Origin of the sequence: Paenibacillus radicis (ex Gao et al. 2016) (assembly GCF_014641555.1) — a bacterium.
In the GTDB taxonomy this organism is placed as follows: domain Bacteria; phylum Bacillota; class Bacilli; order Paenibacillales; family Paenibacillaceae; genus Pristimantibacillus; species Pristimantibacillus radicis.
Genome location: NZ_BMHY01000001.1, coordinates 474,105 through 497,882 on the forward strand (window position 1 = coordinate 474,105; position 23,778 = coordinate 497,882).

Annotated in this window: 22 protein-coding genes and 2 pseudogenes; 19 read left to right on the forward strand and 5 right to left on the reverse strand. The window is 48.7% G+C overall.

The genetic code is table 11. The features are described from left to right. Positions 1-127: 127 nt before the first annotated feature. The 5 genes from IEX98_RS01940 (at position 128) to IEX98_RS01960 (ending at position 6,610) form a co-directional block, all read left to right on the forward strand. Positions 128-1,468, forward strand: coding sequence for an aminotransferase-like domain-containing protein (locus IEX98_RS01940; RefSeq protein WP_188887248.1), 1,341 nt, complete (start codon positions 128-130; stop codon positions 1,466-1,468). Positions 1,469-1,516: 48 nt separating this feature from the next. Continuing rightward, the gene (locus tag IEX98_RS01945; protein ID WP_188887249.1) at positions 1,517-1,978 is read left to right on the forward strand and encodes an SRPBCC domain-containing protein; all 462 of its coding nucleotides are present in this window, start codon (positions 1,517-1,519) and stop codon (positions 1,976-1,978) included. Between the two features lie 74 nt (positions 1,979-2,052). Further along, positions 2,053-2,196 carry a hypothetical protein gene (locus IEX98_RS01950; protein WP_188887250.1) on the forward strand — a complete coding sequence of 48 codons (144 nt, stop codon included), beginning with the start codon at positions 2,053-2,055 and terminating at the stop codon, positions 2,194-2,196. Between the two features lie 100 nt (positions 2,197-2,296). Beyond that, positions 2,297-4,246, forward strand: coding sequence for an ABC-F family ATP-binding cassette domain-containing protein (locus IEX98_RS01955; RefSeq protein WP_188887251.1), 1,950 nt, complete (start codon positions 2,297-2,299; stop codon positions 4,244-4,246). A 273-nt stretch (positions 4,247-4,519) separates the two neighbouring features. Beyond that, on the forward strand, positions 4,520-6,610 hold the full coding sequence (locus tag IEX98_RS01960; RefSeq protein ID WP_188887252.1) for an alpha-galactosidase: 2,091 nt from the start codon (positions 4,520-4,522) through the stop codon (positions 6,608-6,610). Positions 6,611-6,712: 102 nt separating this feature from the next. Here the strand turns inward: IEX98_RS01960 and IEX98_RS01965 are convergent, their stop codons facing one another. Further along, a complete protein-coding gene (locus tag IEX98_RS01965; protein WP_188887253.1) occupies positions 6,713-7,534 on the reverse strand; it encodes an SDR family oxidoreductase in 822 nt (273 codons plus the stop codon). Positions 7,535-7,687: 153 nt separating this feature from the next. Here IEX98_RS01965 and IEX98_RS01970 point away from each other — a divergent pair, with 153 nt between their 5' ends. Beyond that, positions 7,688-8,296 carry a TetR/AcrR family transcriptional regulator gene (locus IEX98_RS01970; protein ID WP_188887254.1) on the forward strand — a complete coding sequence of 203 codons (609 nt, stop codon included), beginning with the start codon at positions 7,688-7,690 and terminating at the stop codon, positions 8,294-8,296. A 43-nt stretch (positions 8,297-8,339) separates the two neighbouring features. Here IEX98_RS01970 and IEX98_RS01975 read toward each other — a convergent pair whose 3' ends face one another. Continuing rightward, the gene (locus tag IEX98_RS01975; protein WP_188887255.1) at positions 8,340-9,215 is read right to left on the reverse strand and encodes an oxidoreductase; all 876 of its coding nucleotides are present in this window, start codon (positions 9,213-9,215) and stop codon (positions 8,340-8,342) included. 166 nt (positions 9,216-9,381) lie between these two features. On the opposite strand from IEX98_RS01975, the gene IEX98_RS01980 reads away from it, so the two are divergent. The 6 genes from IEX98_RS01980 (at position 9,382) to vanT (ending at position 15,782) form a co-directional block, all read left to right on the forward strand. Further along, on the forward strand, positions 9,382-9,939 hold the full coding sequence (locus tag IEX98_RS01980) for a TetR/AcrR family transcriptional regulator (RefSeq protein ID WP_188887256.1): 558 nt from the start codon (positions 9,382-9,384) through the stop codon (positions 9,937-9,939). 57 nt (positions 9,940-9,996) lie between these two features. Continuing rightward, the gene (locus IEX98_RS01985) at positions 9,997-10,569 is read left to right on the forward strand and encodes a DUF1697 domain-containing protein (RefSeq protein ID WP_188887257.1); all 573 of its coding nucleotides are present in this window, start codon (positions 9,997-9,999) and stop codon (positions 10,567-10,569) included. A 391-nt stretch (positions 10,570-10,960) separates the two neighbouring features. Then, positions 10,961-11,440, forward strand: a complete 480-nt coding sequence (locus IEX98_RS01990; protein ID WP_188887258.1) for a hypothetical protein — start codon at positions 10,961-10,963, stop codon at positions 11,438-11,440. Between the two features lie 283 nt (positions 11,441-11,723). Next, positions 11,724-12,788: a D-alanine--D-serine ligase VanG gene (vanG, locus tag IEX98_RS01995; RefSeq protein ID WP_188887259.1), complete on the forward strand. Its 1,065-nt coding sequence runs from the start codon at positions 11,724-11,726 to the stop codon at positions 12,786-12,788. Then, positions 12,785-13,627, forward strand: a complete 843-nt coding sequence (locus IEX98_RS02000; protein WP_188887260.1) for a D-alanyl-D-alanine carboxypeptidase family protein — start codon at positions 12,785-12,787, stop codon at positions 13,625-13,627. Before vanG ends, IEX98_RS02000 begins: the two co-directional genes overlap by 4 nt. Then, complete coding sequence (gene vanT / locus IEX98_RS02005; protein ID WP_229691936.1) at positions 13,620-15,782, forward strand: serine racemase VanT catalytic subunit; 2,163 nt, start codon at positions 13,620-13,622, stop codon at positions 15,780-15,782. Before IEX98_RS02000 ends, vanT begins: the two co-directional genes overlap by 8 nt. A 539-nt stretch (positions 15,783-16,321) precedes the next feature. Here vanT and IEX98_RS02010 read toward each other — a convergent pair. Together IEX98_RS02010 and IEX98_RS02015 are read right to left on the reverse strand one after the other, a co-directional pair. Continuing rightward, on the reverse strand, positions 16,322-17,221 hold the full coding sequence (locus tag IEX98_RS02010) for an SDR family oxidoreductase (protein WP_188887262.1): 900 nt from the start codon (positions 17,219-17,221) through the stop codon (positions 16,322-16,324). 119 nt (positions 17,222-17,340) lie between these two features. Beyond that, positions 17,341-17,793, reverse strand: coding sequence for a DinB family protein (locus IEX98_RS02015; protein WP_188887263.1), 453 nt, complete (start codon positions 17,791-17,793; stop codon positions 17,341-17,343). A gap of 179 nt (positions 17,794-17,972) precedes the next feature. Between IEX98_RS02015 and IEX98_RS02020 the strand changes: the two genes are divergently transcribed. The 5 genes and pseudogenes from IEX98_RS02020 (at position 17,973) to IEX98_RS02035 (ending at position 20,086) form a co-directional block, all read left to right on the forward strand. Next, on the forward strand, positions 17,973-18,308 hold the full coding sequence (locus tag IEX98_RS02020; RefSeq protein WP_188887264.1) for a zinc ribbon domain-containing protein YjdM: 336 nt from the start codon (positions 17,973-17,975) through the stop codon (positions 18,306-18,308). A 238-nt stretch (positions 18,309-18,546) separates the two neighbouring features. Beyond that, positions 18,547-18,894, forward strand: a pseudogene (locus IEX98_RS29030) (VOC family protein); the annotation flags it as partial. Positions 18,895-18,984: 90 nt separating this feature from the next. After that, positions 18,985-19,323 (forward strand): annotated as a pseudogene (locus IEX98_RS29035) (SRPBCC domain-containing protein); the annotation flags it as partial. Between the two features lie 110 nt (positions 19,324-19,433). After that, entirely contained in the window at positions 19,434-19,610 is a 177-nt protein-coding gene (locus IEX98_RS02030) for a YjfB family protein (RefSeq protein ID WP_188887266.1), read from the forward strand. A 173-nt stretch (positions 19,611-19,783) separates the two neighbouring features. Continuing rightward, positions 19,784-20,086 (forward strand): hypothetical protein, encoded by a 303-nt coding sequence (locus IEX98_RS02035; protein WP_188887267.1) that lies wholly within the window; start codon positions 19,784-19,786, stop codon positions 20,084-20,086. A gap of 33 nt (positions 20,087-20,119) precedes the next feature. Here the strand turns inward: IEX98_RS02035 and IEX98_RS02040 are convergent, their stop codons facing one another. Then, a complete protein-coding gene (locus IEX98_RS02040; protein WP_188887268.1) occupies positions 20,120-20,614 on the reverse strand; it encodes a hypothetical protein in 495 nt (164 codons plus the stop codon). A 174-nt stretch (positions 20,615-20,788) separates the two neighbouring features. On the opposite strand from IEX98_RS02040, the gene IEX98_RS02045 reads away from it, so the two are divergent. After that, entirely contained in the window at positions 20,789-22,666 is a 1,878-nt protein-coding gene (locus tag IEX98_RS02045; protein ID WP_229691937.1) for a prenyltransferase/squalene oxidase repeat-containing protein, read from the forward strand. Positions 22,667-22,750: 84 nt separating this feature from the next. Beyond that, complete coding sequence (locus IEX98_RS02050; protein WP_188887269.1) at positions 22,751-23,761, forward strand: HD domain-containing phosphohydrolase; 1,011 nt, start codon at positions 22,751-22,753, stop codon at positions 23,759-23,761. The last annotated feature ends 17 nt before the right edge of the window (positions 23,762-23,778 follow it).

Sequence of the window (23,778 nt, forward strand, 5' to 3'; positions counted from 1 at the left end):
TCTGTTGTATTGCTTGTTACCTTAAGTTTAGAGGAGTTTGTCGGCTTGAACCATAAGGAATTGATCTGACTGTATCGGTACAGTTGAAAGTTGTTTATACTAGTGATAACGGGAGAAAGGAGCGGCTATGAAAAAATATTTGGCAATTATAACGGATATGGAACAGCAAATCGCAGACGGAGCATTCAAGCAGGGACAGAAGCTGCCTTCCGTCCGCAGCGCCGCAAAGACATATGGCTGCAGCGTCAGTACGGTCATCCGAGCTTATGAAGAGCTGGAGCGTCGTCATGCGATCTATTCGATCCCGCAAAGCGGCTACTATGTCGTGGAGAAGGCAGCGGGTAAACCGGCCGATGCAGACAGTGAGATCATTGATTTTTCATCGGCGTCTCCGGATCTGAATGTGTTTCCATACTTGGACTTTCAACATTGCCTGAACAAGGCTATCGATACCTACAAATACAACCTGTTCACCTACGGTGAATCGAAGGGACTCGATAAGCTTAGGCTGACCCTCGCCTCTCATTTGGCGAATGATCAAATATTTGCAACGGCCGATCGGATTGTTGTCACTTCCGGAGTGCAGCAAGCGCTTGAAATATTGGCGAAAATGCCCTTTCCCAACGGCAACTCGGTCATCTTGGTGGAGCAGCCAAGTTACGATATCTATTTGCATTTTCTGGAGACGGAAGGGCTCCCTGTGAGCGGGATTGCCCGTTCGGCAGAAGGCATCGATTTACAGGAGCTGGAGGAGCGATTCGGTTCGGGCGGCATCAAGTTTTTCTACACGATGTCTCGCTACCATAATCCGCTCGGTACTTCCCTTCGTGTGGAGGAAAGGAAGAAAATCGCCGAATTGGCCTCCAAATACAACGTATATATTGTGGAAGACGATTATATGGCTGACCTGGGTCAGGAGCAGACATTTGATCCTATTTATGCGTATAACGAAAGCGGACATGTCATCTATTTGAAAAGTTTTTCGAAAATTATTTTTCCAGGGCTGCGGCTTGGCGCAGCGGTGATGCCGGAGAATATGCTTGCTGTTTTTCACACTTACAAAAGCTATGCAGACACCTCGCTGCTGTCCCAAGCTGCGCTGGAGGTGTATATTAAAAACGGCATGTACGAACGGCATAAGCGTAAAATATATAGCCAATATACGCCTAAAATCGCGCAATTGATTCAGTCTCTGGACCGCTACGATGAGCGCGGAATGATTCAATTAGCCCGCGAGAGTGCAGGAATCCATACGATGTTCAAGCTTCCGAGAACTGTTAATTTGGACATTCTGGCAGGCCGGCTTGCAGCTAGAAAGATTAGCGTCGTCACCAGCCGAAAGTTTTATCTGTCCGATTATTTGGAGCGGGACAAGTTTTTGCGAATCAGCATCTCTCGGGCCCGTCTTGAGCAGATTGACGAAGGCGTGAAAGCTATCGTTGAGGAAACGAGACGAGCTGATAGTTGAAAAAGCGACGGGGTTGGACTAAGATGGATAAGAAAAGGATGTGGGCAGATGGCGAATCAGGAACAGAGTAACAACAGCTTGACTTACGAGATCCAGATTAAAGCGAAGCCAGAACACGTATGGAAGGCCATCACTACTTCGGAGGGTACGCAGGCTACGCTTTTCGGATGCAGTATTGAATCTACCTTCGAGCCGGGAGCCAGAATTGAATTCCGAGGAGCGGGACCGGACGGCGATCATACCTTGCATGTGTACGGTTTTGTCCGTTCGTTCAAACCGTTTGCTGAATTTTCTTATGAACAACATCCTGCCCCCGCCTACAATGAGAATCACGAAACGGTCTATTGTGATATGACTTTTAAATTAAACGTTGCGGATGCCGGTACAACTCGTCTGGAGCTAACTTGCATTTGGACGGACGGGAATCCCGGTTATGAACATGCAAAAGCCGATTTTCCTGCTTCTGAATATATGGATGCGATTAAAAGCTTTGCTGAATCATTAACGTAGTCTACATAAAGATTTGTCATCATCGCTGTCGCTATGTTATAGTGTACCTAATTATATTGAAGGGGGTGAGGTAGGTGAATCACGAATTGGTTAACAACCGTATAAGCCAGCTTCCAGTTGCAATGTCTGGCATTACTCATACGTTTCTTGCGAACGGGATCAGTCTGTCTATAAATGACTATACGTTTGAACCATTCGCGAGAAGACGCCTACCTTAACCACAACGGATGTTTGTATCCTAAAGGGTCGCGGGCTTGTTGCCGCGGCTCTTTTTTTGTGTACCGTGGGGTCTTCCGATCTAATAGGAGGCTCTTTACTATGATAATTGTAACGATGCAACAATTGAATAAATACCATGCCGCAAACCTGGTGCTGGACGGCATTTCACTGCAAATTCAAGAAGGCGGCAAGTATGGTTTAATTGGACAAAACGGCAGCGGAAAATCTACTTTGCTCCGTCTGATTGCCGGTCATGAACAGGCGGATGGTGGAATGCTCGCCATTCGCAAGGGACTGCAAATCGGCTATTTGCCGCAAATCCCTTCGGCGTTCGATAAACTGACGGTTTATGAAACGCTCGCCTACGGCTGCCGGGACCTTCTCGCTATAAAGCGGGAAATGACGTTGCTGGAGGAGCGTTTGTCCAGTTCTGGGGAAGCAGGCGAGGGGGAAGCGCTGGAGCGGCTGCTTCGTTCTTATGCCTCTGCGCAAGAAAGGTTTGAACGCGGCGGAGGCTATGAAATGGATGTGCGCATCGACCAAGTGGCAAGCGGTCTGCAAATCGATCGCGGCAATGACCATCGTCCGTTCACAAGTTTGTCTGGAGGAGAAAAGACCCGTATCGTCCTGGCCTCCCAATTAATTACCCGCCCGGAGCTGCTGCTGCTCGATGAGCCGACAAATCATCTGGATCTGAAAGGGCTGGAATGGCTGGAGCAGTATTTGAGCCGGTACGAAGGCACTTGCATCATCGTATCGCATGACCGCTATTTTCTGGATGCAGCGACTGATCGAACGATTGAGCTGGAGGATGGGGGAGCTCAGCTATACCCGGTCAGCTACAGCGGGTATGTCATTGAAAAAGAACAGCTGCTGCTGCAGCAATTTGCACAATATCAGGAGCAGCAGAAGCTCTTGAAAAAAATGAAGGAGTCCATTCGTCAGTTAGAGGAATGGGGACGGGTTGGGGGCAATGAAAAGTTTTTCAAACGGGCGGCCTCTATACGCAGATCGCTGGAGAAGATGGAGACGGTCAAACGGCCTCAATTAAATAGAAAAACAGCCAACTTCGAGCTGTCTCCCCTTGATCGTTCGGCCCGTATCGTCATTGCCTTTGAGGATATCCGAAAAAGCTTCGGGGAACGCGCTTTATTAAAGGGAGCGGAAGGCCGTCTGTTTTACGGGGAGCGGGTTGTGCTGCTAGGAGAAAACGGAAGCGGCAAATCGACGTTGTTCAAGCTCATTCAAGGCATGGAAGTACCGGATGAGGGGAGCGTCACGCTCGGCTCTCGCGTAGAGATTGGTTATCTGGCCCAGCAAGAGTCAGTAAGCGATAGCAAGCAGACGCTGCTCGACTACTTCCGGACAGAAGGCAAATACGAAGAGGGAGAGGCTAGAAATGTACTTGCCGGATATTTATTTTATGGCAATGACGTTTTTAAGCCGCTTTCCGCGCTTTCCGGCGGTGAATGGTCCCGGCTGCGGTTAGCACTCATTGTAAGCCGCAATCCTAATCTGCTGCTGCTCGATGAGCCGACGAATCATCTGGATATCGATTCAAGAGAGGCGCTGGAGAAGGCGCTGGACGATTTTCCCGGAACGGTGCTGGCGATATCGCATGACCGCTACTTCATTAACCGCCTGGCGGAGCGGGTATGGGAGCTGAATGCCGGCCAAGTAAGTTCCTACCTTGGCAATTATGACGCGTATAGCGAGCAGAGGGGACGGGAAGCGGCTCGAATTGCAGAGAGTGTCCCTTCTTTACCTTCGTTGCCTTCGATGAATGCAACTGCTGACAAAGGGCGAAGGTCCAGTGGGATAGGCAGCACCGGAGTGAAGTCAGACAAAGGCAATGACCGGAGCCTTTCTCAGCTTGAACTTGAAATTGCCTCCTTGGAGGCAAAGCTGGCTCAGTCGGATGAAGCATTGAATGCTATGGCGGGTGAAACCGATTCGGTGCTGCTGGAAGAAGAGTGGAGAAAGCGGGAAGCGCTGGCCTCCTCGCTGGATCAGCGGATGGAGGAATGGCTGGCGCTTTCCGGCGAATAATCGGCAGGAGCAAGAGCAAGAACAAGAGCAGGCTGGCCCCGGAAAGGGGCCGGCTTTTTATACAATTAAATCGGGGTGTTGGCCGTTAAATGAACATTAGCATTTACATCGCTAGTGTTCGTTTATTTCACTGGGAAGCAACTGCGGAATGAAAGAAGGACGAACTGTTATTTTCGGCTATGAATTGGTGAATGTTAGCATATATTGCGGCGGAAGGTTTTTATATAATTTTATTTGTAAGCGCTTGCAAAATAACGAAATGGAGGCTTGATAATGAAGAAGGCGAATAAAGTGGCTTTTCGATTTGCGATTGTGACCGCTCTGCTTTGGACGACAGTTACTGGCGGATTGCCGCCGCAAAAGGCATCAGCAGCCGTCTACACCTACAACCAGACGACGGTGGATGATGTGGCCGGGACAACGACGATTACGAACGGCGCATTAAAAATCGTTTACAACAAGTCGAACGGGCTCGCGGATTACTATTGGAGCAATGCCAAAAAGGCAGGAGGGATGTATAGCGAATTCGCTACAACGGCAACGTCCAAAAGCAAAGATTATACGAGCCATACGTTCTCGACAGCCGACGTCGCTACATTCACCGACGGTTTTGGAACAGGCACGAGAATCACGTTCGTGAACACTGCGTCCGGCAAAGCGGATATCAGGCAGAACTACTACATTTATGACGGAAAGCCGTTTTTTCTCACAGATACTCAGGTCGTGTCGGGCAGCGCGATAAGCTCTAACTACATGGCTCCTTTAAAAAGCGACAGCGGTGCAACCTCCATCAACAGCAGTGCTAACAAACGGGCCCTTAACGTACCTTTTGACAATGACAAATGGGTTCGTTACGATGCGAAGTCCGCTAACAGCTCATCCGTAAGCTATGAAGCGTTCTCCACCTATGACAATGACAGCCGGAACGGGCTGGTGCTGGGATCAATTTCTCATGATGTATGGAAGACGGGGATCTGGTATTACGGGACAAGCAATAACGTGACCGAGCTGCAAGTGTACGGAGGAGTCGCAAACAGCAATACGCGCGATGTCGATGCACATGGCAAAATAACGGGAACGAGTCTGTGGTCGCCTAAAATTTTCGTCGGCTACTATGCGGACTGGCGTACCGGCATGGAGGAGTATGGACGTGCCAATGCTACCCAGAACGGTGCGATGAGCTGGAGCGGCGGCGTGCCTTTCGGCTGGAACAGCTGGGGAAGCGTACAAACGAATTTGAATTACAATAATGCAGTTGCAACCTCCAATTGGATTAAGAACAATATTCAGAACAACAACTTCTCCAATAATAACACCGTCTATATCAATCTGGATTCCTATTGGGACAATCTCAGCGACACGGAGCTGACCAATTATGTGAACACGGTGCATGCCAACGGTCAAAAGGCCGGTATCTATTGGGCGCCTTTTGTTTATTGGGGCGATGATATGAACTTGGCCGTGGAGGGCTCGAGCTATAAGTACGGAGATATCGTACTGAAAAAATTCAACGGTACGAGATGGGATAAATCGCTCGATGGCGCTTATCCGGTGGACCCTACTCATCCCGGCAGCAAGCAGCGGATCAATTATTTTATCGATAAATTCAAGGCGAAAGGCTTCGACTACATTAAATTGGATTTTCTGACGCATGGCTCATTGGAAGGCATTCATTACGATAGTGCGGTGAATACGGGGATTCAAGCATACAATCAGGGAATGACCTATGTGCGTGACCGGATTGCCGGGTCGATGTTCATTTCCTTGTCGATCGCACCGTTGTTCCCGAGTCAGTATGGGCATGCACGCCGTATTTCCTGCGATGTGTACGGTGATTTGAACGGGGATGTGTCAACGGAGTATTTGCTCAATTCATTAAGCTATGGCTGGTGGCAGAATGGAACGGTTTACAAGTATACCGACCCGGATCATATGGTGCTGAAGAGCAATATAGAGGAAGCGAGAAGCCGGGTTAATTCCGGTGTCATCGCTGGCACGGTGTTCCTTAACGGCAATGATGTGACGAACAGCTCTCAACAGGCGATCGTTTCGCAGCTGTTGACGAATAACGCTGTGAATCAGGTAGCCCGTCTGGGCAAAGCCTTCAAAGCGGTTGAAGGCAATACCGGAACGGCCGCTGCAGACGCTTTCGTTCTTCAAGATGGCAGCACCTATTATATGGCTCTGTTTAATTTCAGCACGGGAGCCAATAAAAATATGTCCGTCAACCTGTCCCGCGCCGGATTAAACGGCAGTCAGACCTATACAGTTACCGATTTGTGGACGGGTGCAACCACTACCGCACAAGGCAATTTATCCTTCACCTTACTTCCCTATCAATCCAAGCTGGTGAAGCTGAACTAATGAAGCTGGATAGAAAGTAATGTTAGAAATAAAGAAGCCTCTATTGCAAAAAAATTGCGATTGGGGCTTCTTTATTTGATTGATTGAAATACCTGTGCAAATCTAAAAGGCGACGTCATTTCCGAGGTATACGTTAGGAGCAGTAACATACAGCTCCCGGACAACAATGTTAAGCGGCTGATTCAATGCATAAAGAACGGCTTCGGCAATATCCTCGCTGCTTAAGAACGTTTGCCCCATTGCTTCATGCAGCCGTTTCAGCAGCGCCTCGGGCAGGTGATCACCCGGATTGAATTTCAGCTCCATGCCGAGCGCTTGGGCAAGCTGCTCTACTCTGGCCGGCTCCAGCGTCCGCCCAAAATTAGTAGCGACCGCACCGGGCATAATGGTTGTAATGCGGATCGGTTCGCGGGCGAGCTCTTTCGTCAGCGCTTGGCCTAGCGCATTCACCATATGTTTAGTAGCGCTATAGAAATCACTCCCTGGCTCCTTAGCATTTCCGGAAGAAATATTGACGATATGCCCGCCTTCATTATTGAGACGCATTGCTTGGACGGCTGCTTGCGTACCTGCCAGCAAAGCTATTATATTGACGTCAATCATTTCCCGCCAGCTTTCGGGTCCCGTATCTACGATGCTGCCATGAAGATGAAGCCCGGCATTGTTGACCAGCATATCCAGACGTCCGGTTTGTGTATGAGCATCTTGAATAAAATGCTGCAGCGCGGCGGTATCCCGAATGTCGAACACTTTGGCGGAAGCTCGTCCGCCCTCCGCTTCGATTTGATGCTTGAGGTGCTCCAGCGGTTCCTCGCTTCTTCCTGTGATAAAGACATGAATACCCTCGCGGGCGAGTCTCAAAGCGACGGAACGTCCGATACCGCTGGAAGCTCCTGTAATGACTGCAGTTTTGCCTTTTAGCATAGGGAAAAACTCCTTTCTTTTGGAGAGAATTTTGAATGATACCGATCGATGAGTTTATTATAGAGAGGAGCATTTTCAGTTACAATGAGCACAATTGGTGAGAGTGTACATTTTTGCAGGACAGTCAACTAGGCTAAGAATGGGCGGGGAACGATGAGCAAACATAGCGAGCAAACGAATCGGACGAAGAAGCGAATAGAGGAGGCTTTTTTCAAAATAGCGGAGGAAAAGGGACTTGATGCGGTTAATGTAAGAAGCTTATCGCTGGAGGCGGGGATTAGCCGGGGAACCTTCTACTTACACTATTTAGACGTCTATGATTTGATGGACAAGCTGGAGGAAGAAATAATTTCAGGGCTGGAAGCTCTGCCTGTGCAGCAGAAATCGGAGCAGCTGATTTATAAGGCGGAGGAAGCGGAAGGGCAGCCTTTTCCCTCAATCGTCCAGTTTTTTCGATATATCGATGAACACCACCGGTTTTTTAAGTTGTGGCTCCATCATGACCATTCAAAGTTTGGTAATAAGCTGAGCCAATGGCTGCAGACCCGCATTGATGAGAAAATGCCTCAGAGGCGTCCTGATACAGGAGCCGCCGCCGTTCCAACCGATTTTATGATGACTTATTTTCATGGCGCTTTTTTTGATGTAATCCGGCATTGGCTCGACACGAATAGAGAGCTTCCTCTCGAAGAAGCGGCACTGGTATTAACCCGCTTGATTCGAAACGGTCCATTGCAGACGGCATTAGGGAATAGGGAGTAGAATGAAAAAACACGCCCGTAATGGACGTGTTTCTTACATGGTTTTAGTTTTGTTGTTTGAAACCGTTGGCTACCCGCTCGTTGAGCTCTTTTGTTTCAAAATCAGTAGATGCGCTGAGCTTAGCCCATTGCTCCGTCTCGGCGAGACGTTCCTGATCTACCGACCGTGCAATAGCTAGAGCATCGCTGCCCAGCAGCAGCCGCAGCGGCGGGTTTTGTTCGTTTGTAATAGCAATTATGGCTTGGGCTGCCTTCGCCGGATCGCCGTTTTCTTTACCCGTATGCTCACGGACCAATTCGAGTAATTGGCCGACTGATGACTTATACGGTTCTGCTGGTTCAATATGCTGCATGGAGGAGCCTGCCCAATCGGTCCGGAAAGCGCCTGGCTCGATAAGCGTCACTTTGATGCCAAGAGGGGATACCTCTTTAGCCAAAACCTCGGAAAATCCTTCAACGCCCCATTTCGCTGACTGATAAGCTGCCAAACCTGGCGCGCTGCTTCGTCCCCCGATAGAAGAGAATTGAATAATATGGCCGGAGCCTTGTTTTCGAAGCTGGGGCAGTGCCGCTTTCGTTACATGGATAACACCCCAAAGATTAGTATCGAGCTGGGCTCGGAAATCCTCAATTGAAGTTTCCTCAATCGATGAAATATTGCCATATCCGGCATTGTTAACAACCACATCTATACGGCCGAACGCTTCGGTTGCTGCTTGAATAGCAGCTTGAGCTTGTTCGTAGTTGGTTACATCCAATGGAATGATACGGACTTGATCGCCGTAGGTTTGGACTAAGTCTGCTAGCTGCTCGGGTTTGCGGGCCGTAGCGACCAGTTGATCTCCATGAGCGAGGACTGCTTCAGCCAGACTGCGGCCAAATCCGCGAGAGCTCCCTGTAATAAACCAAACTTTAGACATATGAAGTTCAACTCCCAAACGTATTTTTTGGAATGTTCATTCCAGTGAAATCATATTAAACCCGATCCGATATCATGTCAATAGTCCAAAATAGCAGCCAGCCAGCAATTGGGATTATTGACGCGCTTCCCCGTTCATACTAAAGTGAGAGAAATGAGGTGAATGGATGAGCAAGCGCGACGATATTATGAATACGACATTGGATTTGATTGATGAGGAAGGTCTCCAGTCCGTCACTTTCGCTAAGATCATGAAAAGGGCGAATGTTGGATCGGGAACCATATTTAATTATTTCGGCGGTAAAGAAGAACTAGTCAATGAAGTATACCGCAAAGCGAGAATTCATATGGGTGCATGTATGCTAGAGGGCTATGATCCAGAGACGGAGCTGTATGAGCGATTCAAAGGCATTCAATTGAACCGGCTACGTTTTGCGATTGATTTCCCCAAAGAATACAGGTTCATTGACAGCTATTCCTATTCCCCTTATATTTCGCCGGATATCCGCAATATGGAAGATGATTCGCGCGAAGCGATGGAGTCCATTATTACCGACGGGCAAAAGCAAGGCATTATACGGGAAATGAACGTTATGTTATGCCATCAGATCATTCATGGTATTATTACCGCAGTCGTTAGAGGTTATCAAATTAATAAATATCCATTAAATGAGCTGCAGGTGCATCAATCGTTGGAGGCTTGCTGGAAAGCGATTAAAGTTTGAAGCGATGGCGAAATTTTTGGAATAAATATTCCGAATTTTACATAAGGAGCGAGAAAAATGAACATTTATGTTGCTTTGCTGCGCGGCATCAATGTAGGCGGACACAATAAAATAAAGATGGCCGATCTACGGGAGTCGCTTAAAGAGCTAGGCTTATCCAACGTTCAAACCTATATTCAAAGCGGCAACATTATATTTGCTTCATCTGAAAGCGAAGCGTCATTGCGTGAGAGAATCGAGCAGCAGATCGAGAAGACATTTGGCTTATCTATTAGAGTCATTATTAGAAGCTATGATGAGCTAAAGCGAATTGTGGAAAACTGTCCCTTTACGGAGCAGCAAATTGCGGAGGCTGTAGCGAGCTGCGAAGGCGAATGTCTTTATGTCTCCATGCTTCTCCAACAGCCAGACGCCGAACGGATCGATAAATTGAGAGCAATGGATTTGCAAAATGATCAGTTCCAAATCGTGGACAACAACATTTATCTTTTATACGGGAAAAGCGTCCGCAATTCGAAGCTGTCTGTTCAAGTGGAAAAGCTGGGTGTACCGTCTACAGTTCGGAACTGGAAAACAATGAACAAGCTGGTCACCTTATGCGATGAAATGGCGATGAATGAAGTGGAATAGAACTCCCGCCAATCGCGGCAGGAGTTCTGGCAGTTGAGGATAAAGTATCGAATTCCAGACTGCGGAGAGACCCCCTCGTTTAGTAGAGGCAGGGTTTCTTTTTGTTTGAGCATTATGATGTAAAGCATTAGACTTGAAGGCGTTTCGCAAGTAGAAGTTTTCTTCTATTATTTCCGGGGCAATGATACAAGTAGGCATCATGTCGATATACCTAATTAGCGTGAAATGGTCTAACGGGACCTATGGAATCAGGGTATAAGGTAAATAATGTTAATTAATGGTAATTGCATTGTTTAGGCATCCCGTTATTGTTATTTCACAGGTAAGAATGAGCTAGCTCAAAATAGGGAAGGCTACTGCAGAATTGCCACAATGAGCAGGAGGAATAGTGATGAAAACATACCTATTGAGATTGGTTATTTGTGCGTTTGCATTGTTGCCTTTGACCATGATGGGTAACGATCAAGCGGAGGCAGCCGTCACGGAAGCGGCACCAGTATCCAATATTCCGATGGTGACGGGTGTAAATCAAATAGCGGCAAACCAGCTGCGAGTCACATATGATCAGCCGGTAGATCAAGTAAAAGGAATCAATCCGAACAATTATTGGATTCAAAGCACGACTGAGCAGACGCCAACCAATATTGCGACACTAGGCATGAATGACAGCGTCAACGCTAACAATGCATTGACAGCTGAGAAGGTGCAAATTCAAGCCTCCGGCAATAACGGGCAGGATTTCATATTGACCTTCAATCAGAATATCGCACGGGGCATGGCGTTTAAACTCATTATTTGTTACGTTACGAAGCCTGGTGCTCCGCCATACAGCGGGGATAACGGTTCCATTTCGTTTGTCGGGCTGCAATAGTCGAGTCGAGAAGAGTTAAGGAGCTCGGCGTTGCTTTCTTGATAGAAAGTTAAGCTTTTGAGGACCTGGTCAAAGCTTTGCCCGATGCCTATAGTGTAGCGCTTGAACGCCCTGTATAGGGCGTTTTTTTATGTCTGGATATTAAGGATGTTCAATATTTTTCCTTTTATCTTTAAGATTCAGAGCTTTAATCTTTGGACTTTCTTAAGTTTGTCTTTAATTGCTTTTAAGACCTCCCCTCTAAGCTAGAGTCAGATAGATCAACGGGGAGGCTTACTGAATAATGACAAAAACAACAGTAGCAATTGTGTTTGGAGGCTGCTCGACGGAATATGAAGTATCTTTATCTTCGGCATCGGCCGTTATCGAGCATTTAAATATAGAGGTATACGATATCGTAATGATCGGTATTTCACGGGAAGGGAACTGGTACCGCTATCGCGGAGAAACAGCGTTGATCCGAGAGGACCGCTGGCTGGATCATCCTAGCTGTGTACCTGCCGTTATTTCGCCGAGCCGGCATCATAAGGGACTGCTTGAGCTTGTGGGAACGGAGCACCGCTTTACACCGCTGGACATCGTCTTTCCTGTTCTGCATGGCAAAAACGGCGAGGACGGCACGATTCAAGGGCTGCTGGAGCTGTCCGGTATTCCGTTTGTCGGCTGCGGAACGCTATCTTCCGCGCTTTGCATGGACAAGGCTTTTGCGAAAACAGTCGCCCTAGCAGCTGGAATCGATGTACCTGATTTCGTTACGGTTATTCCAGGAATGACCGTTGCTGAAGCGGTTGCCGCAGCAAGCAAGCTTGGTTATCCGCTTTACGTAAAGCCGGCTAGATCGGGTTCTTCGATTGGTATTTCGAAGGCATACACCGAGCAGGAACTGGCGGCAGGCATTGAGGAAGCGTTGCGTCATGACAGCAAACTGGTAATCGAACGGCATGTGGATGGCATTGAGCTCGGCTGCGCGATTCTTGGACATGCCGATGCCGGTCTGATAGCTGGTGAGATCGATGAGATTGCTTTGACCGGAGAGTTTTTTGATTATGTGGAAAAATACTCCTTAAGCACGGCGGCCATTCATTTGCCATCCCGTGTTGATGCAGAGATGAAGGAGCTTGTGAAGGCAACCGCATTGCGGATTTATCGGGAGCTGGATTGCAGCGGATTCGCAAGGGTCGACCTGTTTCTGGCCAATGACGGCAGACTGTTGTTCAATGAGGTCAATACGATTCCCGGCTTTACCTCCAAGAGCCGCTACCCGAATATGATGCGGCATGCGGGCATTGATTTTCCCGATTTGCTGGATCGTTTGATCGAATCGGGGTTGAAGGAGGCGCGGGTATGATAAAAAACAGGTTAGAGACCCGTAAGCCTGACCAATTGCATGATGGTTATGTGCGTTTAAAACGATCCGATATCCACAAGGGGAAGCTGTTGCTTGTGAATCGCAGCCATCCTGTACGGTCAGAGACGAATTCAATCGTATCTTTGCCTGCAGATATTTTGCGTGCTGATCATTCCGAGGAGCCGTTCATCTCGCTAGAACTGGAATGCTCCAGTCAACTGTCGCGCCTGCTGGGTGCTTGCATGGCAAAGGAGCAAATAACGGTGGTCAGCGGCTATCGCTCTGCTGAAATGCAACAACGTATTTATGAGGAATCGGTTGCCGAGCATGGCGAGGCGTTTACGAACAGCTATGTTGCAGTGCCGGGCGCGAGCGAGCATCAGACTGGTTTGGCTGTTGACGTTGGCGTTCGCGGCGGCAAGACGGATTATATACGTCCATCATTTGCAGGGAGTGCTATTAGCGATGTTTTTCGCGAGCTGGCTCCGGAATACGGTTTTATTCAGCGTTATCAGGAGGGCAAGGAGGCGGTTACGGGTATTGCCTGTGAGCCTTGGCATTACCGTTACGTTGGCTTTCCGCATTCGGCGGTTATGGTGCAATATGGCCTATGTCTTGAGGAATATATCGCTTTTCTAAAAAGATTCCCATACGGCGTTCAACATCTTTATTTCGGTGACAATTACGAAATCTATTATGTAAAAGCAGAAGCGGGAGAGCGGTTAGAGTTGCCGATTCCGCATGGGGACAGTGGCAACTCAGAATGGTCTGGCAATAATGAAGACGGTTTTATTGTTACGGTATGCGCCCGCGGCAAAGGCGGCGATGACGTTGGCTAATATCCGATACGGCGGAATCGATACCTTCAAGCTGATCGCTGCTTTTCTAGTGATTACGATACATCTGGGTCCTTTATTGTCTGTAGATCCTTATGCGGATTTTGTGCTGACGGGCATTATCGCGCGGCTTGCGGTTCCGTTCTTTTTTATCGCATCCGGGTTTTTCTTGTTTGGAAAAATGAAGGCTGACCGGAAACGTGAGCTGGCATCGATGCGGCGCTTCACGCTTCGGGTTGGCGTATTGTACGCAGCCGGAGTGATCGCCTATTTGCCGCTCAATCTGTATGACGGCTATTTCAAACAACCTATAAGTATAGGGGGAATACTGCAAGATATCGTGTTCAACGGAACGTTCTATCATCTCTGGTATTTGCCGGCGCTCATGACGGGAGCGTGGATCGTATACGGCTTGCGAGTGTTGTTTTCGGCTAAAACAGTGCTGGCAGTGTCCGCCGCTTTGTATGGACTGGCACTGCTAGGTGACAGCTATTATGGATTAACGGCGGGCAGCCCGGCATTGACGGCTTTATACGACGGGATGTTCACGATATTTGACTATACGCGAAATGGAATCGGCTTTGCCCCTTTATATATTGCACTTGGCGCATGGGCAGCGGTTCGTCCGCTTCCTTCCCGGCCAAGACAGAAATATGTTATATGGCTTATCCTGTCTATAGCGGCTCTGCTGGTTGAAGGAATGGTGCTGCATGCCGCGGGCTGGCCCCGTCACGACAGCATGTACCTTGCGTTGGTTCCTGCAGTTTATAGCCTGTTTCGTTTGCTCCAGTCGGCAGAAGGGAGGGAGCATCCATACTTGCGGGCGCTCAGTACCTGGATTTATATGCTTCATCCTTGGGCGATTGTATTGGTGCGAGGCGGGGCGAAAGCGACAGGAAGCTTTGATTTAATTGTAGAAAATAAACCGGTGTTTTATATCGCCGTTTCCTTCGTCTCGGTTATTGTGTCGGCGGTTTGCATATGGCTCTTGCAAGCTATGAAACGTGGTCGTGGCCCAAAAAAAGGAGAGAAACATTCCCGTCATCGTGCATGGGCCGAAATCGATCTGGATCATTTGGCGCATAATCTGCAGCAGTTGAAAAACATAATTCCGCGAAGCACGGCTATTATGGCGATCGTCAAAGCCGATGCTTATGGACATGGAAGCGTTGAGGTTGCCCGACGGTTGTATAAGGAAGGTGTCCGCTCCTTTGCCGTTGCGGATGTGGAGGAAGCGATCGTTTTGCGACGCAGCGGCATCGAGGGAGAAATCTTGGTACTCGGGTATACAGCGGATCATCGTCTCGGAGATATTGTCCGCTATAGGCTGACACAGACAGTTATTAGTGCGGAGGACGCCGAGCGGCTGCAAGCCTTTGGGAAACCGATGATGGTTCACGTCAAAATCGATACCGGCATGAGGCGCCTTGGCGAAAGCTTCGAGCAGATCGAGCGAATACTCTCGATCTATCGGCATAAGTTTTTGCATATTACGGGCACATTCAGCCATTTGGCGGCCGCAGACCGTCAGGACGCAGCGGGAACCGCATTAACGCTGAAGCAATTCGAAATATTCGGAAGTGTAGTTGCTCAAATAAAAGCAGCTGGTTTCCAACCCGGCCGTATTCATTTGCAGAGCAGCTACGGCATGCTGAATTACGAAGGGGTAGGTATGGATTTGGCTCGTCCCGGCATCGCATTGTATGGTTCCTTGGGGAGCGAAAAGGATGTTGTGCGGGCGGATGTTGATCTGCGTCCGGTGCTTTCTCTGAAAGCAGCCGTCAGTTTGGTAAAGTCTGTGCAGGCTGGAGATTCGATCGGATATGGGGGAGATTATATATCCCCGGGTGACGGCCGTATTGCGACGATCTCTATCGGCTATGCCGATGGCGTTGCCAGGGCGTATGCAGAACGGGGCGGATATGTACTCATTCATGGCCAGCAGGCTAAGATTGTCGGCAAAATTTGCATGGATCAATTAATGGTCGATGTAACCGATATTGAGGGAGTCCGCCAAGGCGATACGGCGACGTTGATCGGACGGGATGGTGATCAGGCCATCACCGCCGCTGCGATTGCCGACCGGCTCGGAACGTTAACGAACGAGGTGCTTGTCTCCCTCGGAAGCAGAGTCGAGCGCGTCTATGTGTCGCGATAATACTGCCTCAAGAGGGGACCAGCCTCTTATAGCGAAGCGGCTTCGCAAACAGCGAAGTGATCTTCGCTACTAATTGAGGCGGTGGAAGGGCACCAGCCCCGTGCAGCGAAGCGGCTTCGCAAAACAGCGAAGAGTAATTCGCTAATGGAGGCGGTAGGAGGGCGCCAGCCCCACGCAGCGAAGCGGCTTCGCAAAACAGCGAAGCGAATTTCGCTAATGGAGGCGGTGGGAGGGCGCCAGCCCCGTGCAGCGAAGCAGCTTCGCAAAACAGCGAAGCGAAATTCGCTAATCGAAGTAGCCGGAAGGTCAATGCACTGCGCAGCGAACCCATTTTCGCTACTGGTGAACCTAGGTTCTCGAGTAGCGAAAATGGGTTCGCTATTTGCACGGGTCCATCAATAATCCCCGTAATCGGGCACTTGCAGCGAATGTCACTTCGTTAAATAGCGAATCAGGTTCGCTCGAGCAGTTCCACGATTGAACAGTTCAATTAGTTAGCTGCTTAGGTACACACGAGTGGGCTTCACTTTTTCTCAAACCTAAGTCTCCGTCATGACGCCTCCGTTGACATGCAGCACTTGACCAGTAACGAAAGAGGAGTCGTCAGAGGCCAAATAAATATAGGTTGGAGCTAGCTCGAATGGCTGGCCTGCGCGTTTCATTGGCGTCTCCAGACCGAAGGTTTTGACGTATTCGGCTGAGTAGCTGGAGACAATCAATGGAGTCCAGATAGGGCCAGGAGCTACGGCATTGACCCGAATGCCATATTCGACTAATTGCAAGGAAAGCGAGCGGGTAAAGGAGACGATGGCTCCTTTGGTCGATGAATAATCGACGAGAAGCGGGGCTCCCGCATAGGCCGTGACAGAAGCCGTGCTAATTATCGAACTGCCGTGAGGAAGGTAGGGAAGCGCAGCCTTGGTTAAATAGAAATGAGGAAAAATATTCGTCCGGTACGTATCTTCAAGCTGCTCATTGGTAATATCGAGGATGCTTTTTTGCGGAAATTGCACGCCCTGATTGAGTACAAGCACGTCAATTTTTCCGTAGTATTTCAATGTCAGCTTCACAATCTCCGCCGAAAAATCCGGCTGGCGCAAGTCGCCTTCGATCAACAGGCAGCGGCGGCCGTATTGCTCAACCATTTGCCGGGTTGTCTCCGCATCCTTCCTCTCATACAAATAGACGATTGCGACATCTGCACCCTCTTTGGCGAAGCCGATAGCTACAGCCCGGCCAATGCCGCTGTCTCCGCCTGTTATGATCGCTATTTTGCCATTCAGCTTGCCGCTGCCCTTGTAAGCAGGGTTATCCGATATCGGAAGCGGGTTCATCAAATATTCCAAGCCAGGCTGCCGATCCTGATGCTGCGGCGGAAACGTAATCGGCACCTGTTTGCATTTCGTTTCCTGACTGTAGTAAGGGTACATCGGTATCATGGTCGTCCTCCAACATTTTTAAGTGAATTCGTGTTGCTATCGCTACAGGATATTCACCCATCCGGCTTGAGGGACCGACCAGACCTTAAGAAATACTTTTCGTATCTTTTTAGCCGTTTTCATGACAGTTTATTTCTGATTTGCTCTAAATGGTGAATATCATGTTTTGAAAATATACTTATGTAACTGTCAATTGTGAATTGTCGTTTGCCCGATCCGATAGTGAATCGTATATCGCTCTTCATAGTTTTAATAGCCTCAAATATCCGGTTACGTGTATGTACAAACTCATCCAATAAAGCAACTACATTTTTAAAGCGGCTGATATACAGAATTCCTTCATTGTTGTGGGAGTCATGATCCGGGAAGGGAATGAGGTTTGCTCCCTGTGTCATGAGAGGGATATGCTGTTCTAAAATAAATTTATCCCAATTATACAAGTGGCCAATTAATTCCTGAATGGACCATTTCCCTTCTTTGATAGGGTCGAGCAATTTATGCTCTTCAACCTTTCTTAACATTGCTATCTCTGCAGTTGTATCCTGATAATTATTGACTGCTTTCAAACTCATTTGACTCTTTCCCCCGTTCTAGTTAAATTATAAATTCTGGTATTAATTATATTTGAAAGAGATTGAATCTGTAAAGAACATATGTTCTCAATTGGGACTACCGCATCTTTACAGGGTTGTCAGCAGCGGAAAACTATGACAGTATGGAAAGCGACTATAGATCTGGAGGAAATGAAATCATGGCTGCTTTGCCCAACTGCCCCAAATGCAACTCGGAATACACATACGAAGACGGAAACTTGTTTGTTTGCCCGGAATGCGCCCATGAGTGGGATCTGGCTGCAGATACGACAGAGGACGTTAAGCTGGTGAAGGATACGAACGGAAATCTGTTAAACGACGGCGATTCCGTGACCGTTATTAAAGACTTGAAAGTAAAAGGAAGCTCGTCCGTTCTGAAGATTGGAACTAAGGTGAAGAACATCCGCCTCGTCGATGGCGATCACAATATTGATTGTAAAATCGACGGCTTCGGCGAAATGAAGCTGAAGTCCGAATTCGTTAAAAAAGCTTAGCGTAACAAATCCAATCAACAAGTTTAATGCCCCCTGTACATCGGAATTTCCGATACGGGAGGGCATTTTTATTTGGGGCAATGGTCACGACCAACGCCGCTTTCAAAGTGTTAAACATGACCCCGAACGAACTCAACAAGATGTCCCTTTCCTCCAACGAGTAGAAAAAGGGAACTTTGATAACCCGTCGAAATTAAAGGGTATGATTCCGGAACAAGTTGATGGGAGTGATGCTCAAATGAAAGTGAAACGAATTGTCGCCAATGTAGCCGCCGATAAGATCGAAGCGGCGCAACAGTTTTACGGGGTGGTGCTTGGACTTGAATTGGTGATGGATCATGGCTGGATATCCACTTATGCTTCGGATGAATCGGCTAATGTGCAAATTAGCTTTGCCTCTCAAGGCGGGAACGGCACTCCAGTACCTGATTTGTCTATAGAGGTAGACGATGTTGACGTTGCTCTTGAGCGTATGAGAGAAGCCGGCTTCCCAATTGAGTATGGGCCGGCTGATGAAGCATGGGGAGTTAGAAGGTTTTATGTTCGTGATCCGTTTGGCAAGCTTGTCAATATTCTCGCCCATATAAGCCAAGACGAAAGCAAACCGGTAGGATTGACTGCATCTGCTGGTTTTCAGGTGGGTATTCGCAGAACGCTGCCGATTTCTAGAGAGCAGGCGTGGGCATTTATCACCTCAACGGAAGGTTTGAGCTTATGGATTGGACAGCTGCCGAAGCTGGAGCTGACAGTTGGTGAAACCTTCAAATCACATGAAGGCGTAACAGGACGGTTAAAAGTCGTCAAGCCGCTGCATCAGCTTAGGTTGACTTGGCAGCCCAAGGACTGGGAGCGTCCGTCGACTTTGCAGATTCGTCTATTGTCAAATATACCGGATAAAACAACAATCAGCTTTCATCAAGAACAATTGGATCATGCGGCAAGGCGGGAACAGATGAAGCTGCATTGGGAGAATGTATTAGCCGCTATAGTGGACCACGCAGGCAAGCAACTATAAATAGACTACATAACAATTAGCAACCGGTGCCTCCGACTAGACCTCTTTCGCTTAGAAGAGTGAAAAATAGCAAACGATCAGCCGATACTAGATAAGGAGGAGGGATTACAATGGATATAGCCGCTTTATCAGTATCGTTGAATCAATCTGCATTATCACAAGCCGTCGGTATTAAAGTGCTTAGCATGGCCAATAAACAAGCCGAGCAGCAGGGTCAGGGCATCGTCCAGTTAATGAATGCAAGCCTTAATCCGAATGTAGGCCAGAACCTGGATATCCGGGTATAGCCATTCTGCAAAATGGACTAGCTAAAGAAGAGAAAACCGTATGCGATTACACGCATACGGTTTTCTTTTTGTTTTTCAAAAAAAGTATAGTAAAAAAGTAGGATAAGGATGGTATGATAATAATTATCAGGTGTTCACTCACCCACCCATTCACAAAGAGGTGCAACTTTTACATGAAACATGCAAAAGTGAATTTATTTCTTCTTCTTTTCCAGATGGCCTATACGTTGACTTTGTTGGCTTGGATTTTGGTCGCACTTACCTCGTTCATGCTGTTCGACTCTCCAGAGGCTTTAGGTGACGCGGCAACGGTTGCTTTTTTTATTTACGTCTGGATTTATCCGCTGGCTATGATAGGAACGGTCGTGTTCAGTTGGGTGCTTTATCACAAACGGAAATTTAAAGCAGCGGTGTGGGTGAATCTCATACCATTGTTATGGATTATCCCATTGGTTATATTAATTTACGCAACTTAAACAAAGGATGGACGTCCCAGGAGGACGTCTATTTTATTTACGGAAAATACCGTTAATATATTTCGAAATTAAACTGTTAATGTTTTGTCTGGCATATTCACGCGTGACCGCAAAACCGCCGTTATTGCCGCGGCAGGTGTACCGGAACAAGATGATGCCCTCCGCCTGTTCCTCTTCGTGCACGACAATACCCGCTTGCGCGAGCGTTTGCTTAATTACCGCCAGATCCTCGCGCATTTGTGTCAAAACAATCGTTGTCGCTTTAACGAATAACGGGCGAAGCGATCTAGCACGGCTCTCAATTTCCGTTAGTTTCTTCTCTACAATGCGGTAAGCCATCGGAAGCAATACCGAATCATGCATCATTTGAAGCTCGTCGTGTGTGGCCGCAGGCGCCACAGGTGGCCAACCGTTTGAAGCGGCGATTTGATATTCCGTATGCAATGCAGGCTCGCGAAGCTCTGAAGCTGTCGGCTTCGAGCATTCCCAATATCCGTTATCCATTAGTTGCTTACTGTTCACTGTCATTCGTAAGTCACCTCTCTTCTATTATATGCGAACATACGTTCTTTAGTCAAAGACAAAAATAATCCTTTCTAAGCTGCGCTGGAAAAGGAATGTCTTTGAGCAGCCGATCATAATGTCTGCCCGTATTGCCGCATATACATAAGAAAACTATAGCTGCAAAGGATGAATGCGCTTATGGATATGGGCGATTTGCGGGAGAGGATCAAGCTGCTGACCAATGAGCTGCTGCACCGTCAGTCGGCTGACGGCGCTTGGCGGTTTTGCTTTGATTCCGGCGTTATGACAGACAATTACTTAATTATATTAATGACCGCGTTAGGAATACGGGACCCTGGATTCATTCATGCGCTGGCGGTACGGATTGCGGCTGCACAATACCAGAACGGAGCGTGGAAGCTGTATCCGGATGAGCCTGAGGGCAACTTGGAGACGACAGCCGAATCTTGTTATGCGCTGCTGTGCGCCGGGTATTATCGGCCGGGTGATCCGCGCATTTTACAGGCCAAACAGTTCATTCGCTCCAAGGGCGGATTGTCTGAGGCGCGCAGCCTGCTGACGCAAGTCATTTTTGCGGCAACCGGTCAAGCTGAGTGGCCGCGGCAGCTGCGAATTCCGCTGACCGTGTTTTTTTCCGAGCTTGGTGTCGGTTTTGATTTATTTTCGCTATCGGGTCATGCCCGTGCGCACCTAGTGCCAACGCTGGTGATGTCGAATAAGCAATTTTATGTGCGAAATGACAATATGCCGGATTTATCGGATCTGTTTCTGGATGGCTCCAAGACGTTCACGAACGATAAAACTTGGATTTCCAATCTGCACGAGCTGTTCTCGGCGCTTCCGCTGGCAAGCACCCTGGCTTCCATCGGTTCCTCGGCTGCGATGGAGCAAGCTGAAGCCTACATGCTGGAGCGGCTGGAGCCCAATGATACGCTGCTCACTTACGAGACTTCAACCGTTCTAATGATATTTTCATTGCTCGCTTTGGGGTATTCTGCGGAGGATCCTTTGATCAAGCGGATGCTGGTCGGAATCCGCTCGCTGCAATGCATGGACCGGGCACATATTCAGATCGCGACTTCGGAAGTGTGGGACACGGCACTCCTTAGCCATGCGTTGCAGGAGGCAGGTGTCTCTCCCCAATCAACAGCGCTGCAGAACGCAGCTTATTATTTGGCGGTTAGACAGCAGACCCGCAAAGGCGACTGGGCGATTCGCAGTCCGCATACCGAGCCCGGAGGCTGGGGATTTTCCGATATTAATACGCTTTATCCCGATGTCGATGACAGCGTCGCCGCGCTCCGGGCGCTGCTCCCGTACAGACAAAGCTCCAGCTTTCCGAATGGCGCTGCTAGTTGGCAAAGAGGCTTGAATTGGGTGCTGGCCATGCGCAATGATGATGCGGGCTGGCCGGCTTTCGAACGGAAGGGGAAATGGATGCCGGCCAGCCTGTTCCAGTTCGAAGGTTCGACGGATGTTGCCACTGACCCTTCGACAGTCGATTTGACGAGCCGCGTCCTCAGCTTTCTTGGCAAGGATTTGGGGATGACGATTGGTCATCGCTGGATTGACGATACGGTGCAGTGGATCTTGTCGCATCAGACGAAGGAGGGAAGCTGGTACGGACGCTGGGGAATTTGTTATATCAATGGTACCGGAGCAGCGGTGCAGGGCATGTCTGATGCAGGCATGGCCAGTGATCATCCTGCCATTAAGAAGGCGGCGAACTGGCTGCTGAGCATTCAGAATGAAGACGGAGGCTGGGGAGAGTCCTGTTTGAGCGATAAGGTGAAAAAGTATGTGCCTCTAAACGCCAGCACCCCTTCGCAAACCGCATGGGCGCTGGACGCCCTTATTGCTGCCAGCGACAAACTTACGCCGGAGCTTGAGAAAGGAGCGGAAGCGCTGCTTCGTACGTTGGAGAAGAGGGACTGGACTTATTACTATCCAACTGGGGCGATGCTGCCGGGGAGCGTCTACACTCATTATCCTAGCTACAACTATATTTGGCCGCTGCTTACCTTATCTGCGATGGTGAAAAAATACGGCTCCTAATATACGGCGGCTGGAGCAATATGGTAAGATAGATTCGACCTTATATTTCCTTTTAATGGACAGAGACAAGAAAGAGAGAATGTCATGAATCAGCAACTGAACTTGTTTTTGCAATTGGCGGATGCCGTCATCATTACGGATGCCAAGCATACGATATTGCGTGTAAATGGCGCATATGAGAACATTACAGGCTATCAGCAGGAAGAGATAATCGGGAAGCGTGCCGGCATTCTGCGCACGCCTTATACGTCCCAGTCCGTCTATGACGGTATGAAAAGAGCGATCCAGGCTGGCCGCCCATGGTCAGGTGTTTTTACGAACCGGAAGCGGGATAAGGAACTATGGCATTCCTCAATTACCATCACGCCTTTTGAGATTGAAGGGGAGCTTTATTTTGTCGGCGTATTCCGCGAGCTGGAGAAGCTGAAGCAAGGCCTCTATCTGGACGAGGACCGGGCAAGCCGGATGCAGGGCTCCTTGTTGAAGGTGCTGGCCATTTCCTGTGAAATTCGCGATCCTGGAACGGAAGCGCATCTGTCGCGGGTGCAGAATTTGACGGAGCTTCTGGTAGATAGGCATAACGAGAGGATGGAGCTGGCATTGCCGAAGGCGGAGCTGGCCCGCATTGCCAATGCAAGTATTTTGCATGATATCGGCAAGTCTGGTATTCCCGAAGGCATACTGTATAAGCCGGGATCATTGGCCGATTACGAGCGAACCATTATAGAGATGCATCCCATCATTGGCATCGATATCGTGGATAAAATTTTCGCCGAGCTCGACGACGAGTTGTTCGAGAAAGAGCTTCAAACCGCGAAAAACATTATTTTATACCATCATGAGAGATGGGACGGCACCGGCTATCCGCATGGCTTGAAGGGTGAAGCTATTCCTCTGGAAGCAAGAATCGTCAGCGTCGTCGATGTGTTCGACGCGTTGTCGACGAAGCGTTCCTACAAGGAAAAGTGGAGCCTCGATTCGACGCTCCATTACTTGCGTGATCAGCGCGGCCGGCAATTCGATCCAAGCGTCGTCGATTCTTTTCTGTCGCTGGTAGAGGATGAACTGCTTGTTCCTCATTTAGCCGCGCAATGAGCATGACTCAAACCAAA

Coding starts and splice junctions, on each gene's coding strand:
- IEX98_RS01940 (WP_188887248.1), top strand. CDS start 128: ATGAAAAAATATTTGGCAATTATAACGGATATGGAACAGCAAATCGCA.
- IEX98_RS01945 (WP_188887249.1), top strand. CDS start 1,517: ATGGCGAATCAGGAACAGAGTAACAACAGCTTGACTTACGAGATCCAG.
- IEX98_RS01955 (WP_188887251.1), top strand. CDS start 2,297: ATGATAATTGTAACGATGCAACAATTGAATAAATACCATGCCGCAAAC.
- IEX98_RS01960 (WP_188887252.1), top strand. CDS start 4,520: ATGAAGAAGGCGAATAAAGTGGCTTTTCGATTTGCGATTGTGACCGCT.
- IEX98_RS01965 (WP_188887253.1), bottom strand. CDS start 7,534: ATGCTAAAAGGCAAAACTGCAGTCATTACAGGAGCTTCCAGCGGTATC.
- IEX98_RS01970 (WP_188887254.1), top strand. CDS start 7,688: ATGAGCAAACATAGCGAGCAAACGAATCGGACGAAGAAGCGAATAGAG.
- IEX98_RS01975 (WP_188887255.1), bottom strand. CDS start 9,215: ATGTCTAAAGTTTGGTTTATTACAGGGAGCTCTCGCGGATTTGGCCGC.
- IEX98_RS01980 (WP_188887256.1), top strand. CDS start 9,382: ATGAGCAAGCGCGACGATATTATGAATACGACATTGGATTTGATTGAT.
- IEX98_RS01985 (WP_188887257.1), top strand. CDS start 9,997: ATGAACATTTATGTTGCTTTGCTGCGCGGCATCAATGTAGGCGGACAC.
- IEX98_RS01990 (WP_188887258.1), top strand. CDS start 10,961: ATGAAAACATACCTATTGAGATTGGTTATTTGTGCGTTTGCATTGTTG.
- vanG (WP_188887259.1), top strand. CDS start 11,724: ATGACAAAAACAACAGTAGCAATTGTGTTTGGAGGCTGCTCGACGGAA.
- IEX98_RS02000 (WP_188887260.1), top strand. CDS start 12,785: ATGATAAAAAACAGGTTAGAGACCCGTAAGCCTGACCAATTGCATGAT.
- IEX98_RS02010 (WP_188887262.1), bottom strand. CDS start 17,221: ATGATACCGATGTACCCTTACTACAGTCAGGAAACGAAATGCAAACAG.
- IEX98_RS02015 (WP_188887263.1), bottom strand. CDS start 17,793: ATGAGTTTGAAAGCAGTCAATAATTATCAGGATACAACTGCAGAGATA.
- IEX98_RS02020 (WP_188887264.1), top strand. CDS start 17,973: ATGGCTGCTTTGCCCAACTGCCCCAAATGCAACTCGGAATACACATAC.
- IEX98_RS02030 (WP_188887266.1), top strand. CDS start 19,434: ATGGATATAGCCGCTTTATCAGTATCGTTGAATCAATCTGCATTATCA.
- IEX98_RS02035 (WP_188887267.1), top strand. CDS start 19,784: ATGAAACATGCAAAAGTGAATTTATTTCTTCTTCTTTTCCAGATGGCC.
- IEX98_RS02040 (WP_188887268.1), bottom strand. CDS start 20,614: ATGACAGTGAACAGTAAGCAACTAATGGATAACGGATATTGGGAATGC.
- IEX98_RS02045 (WP_229691937.1), top strand. CDS start 20,789: ATGGATATGGGCGATTTGCGGGAGAGGATCAAGCTGCTGACCAATGAG.
- IEX98_RS02050 (WP_188887269.1), top strand. CDS start 22,751: ATGAATCAGCAACTGAACTTGTTTTTGCAATTGGCGGATGCCGTCATC.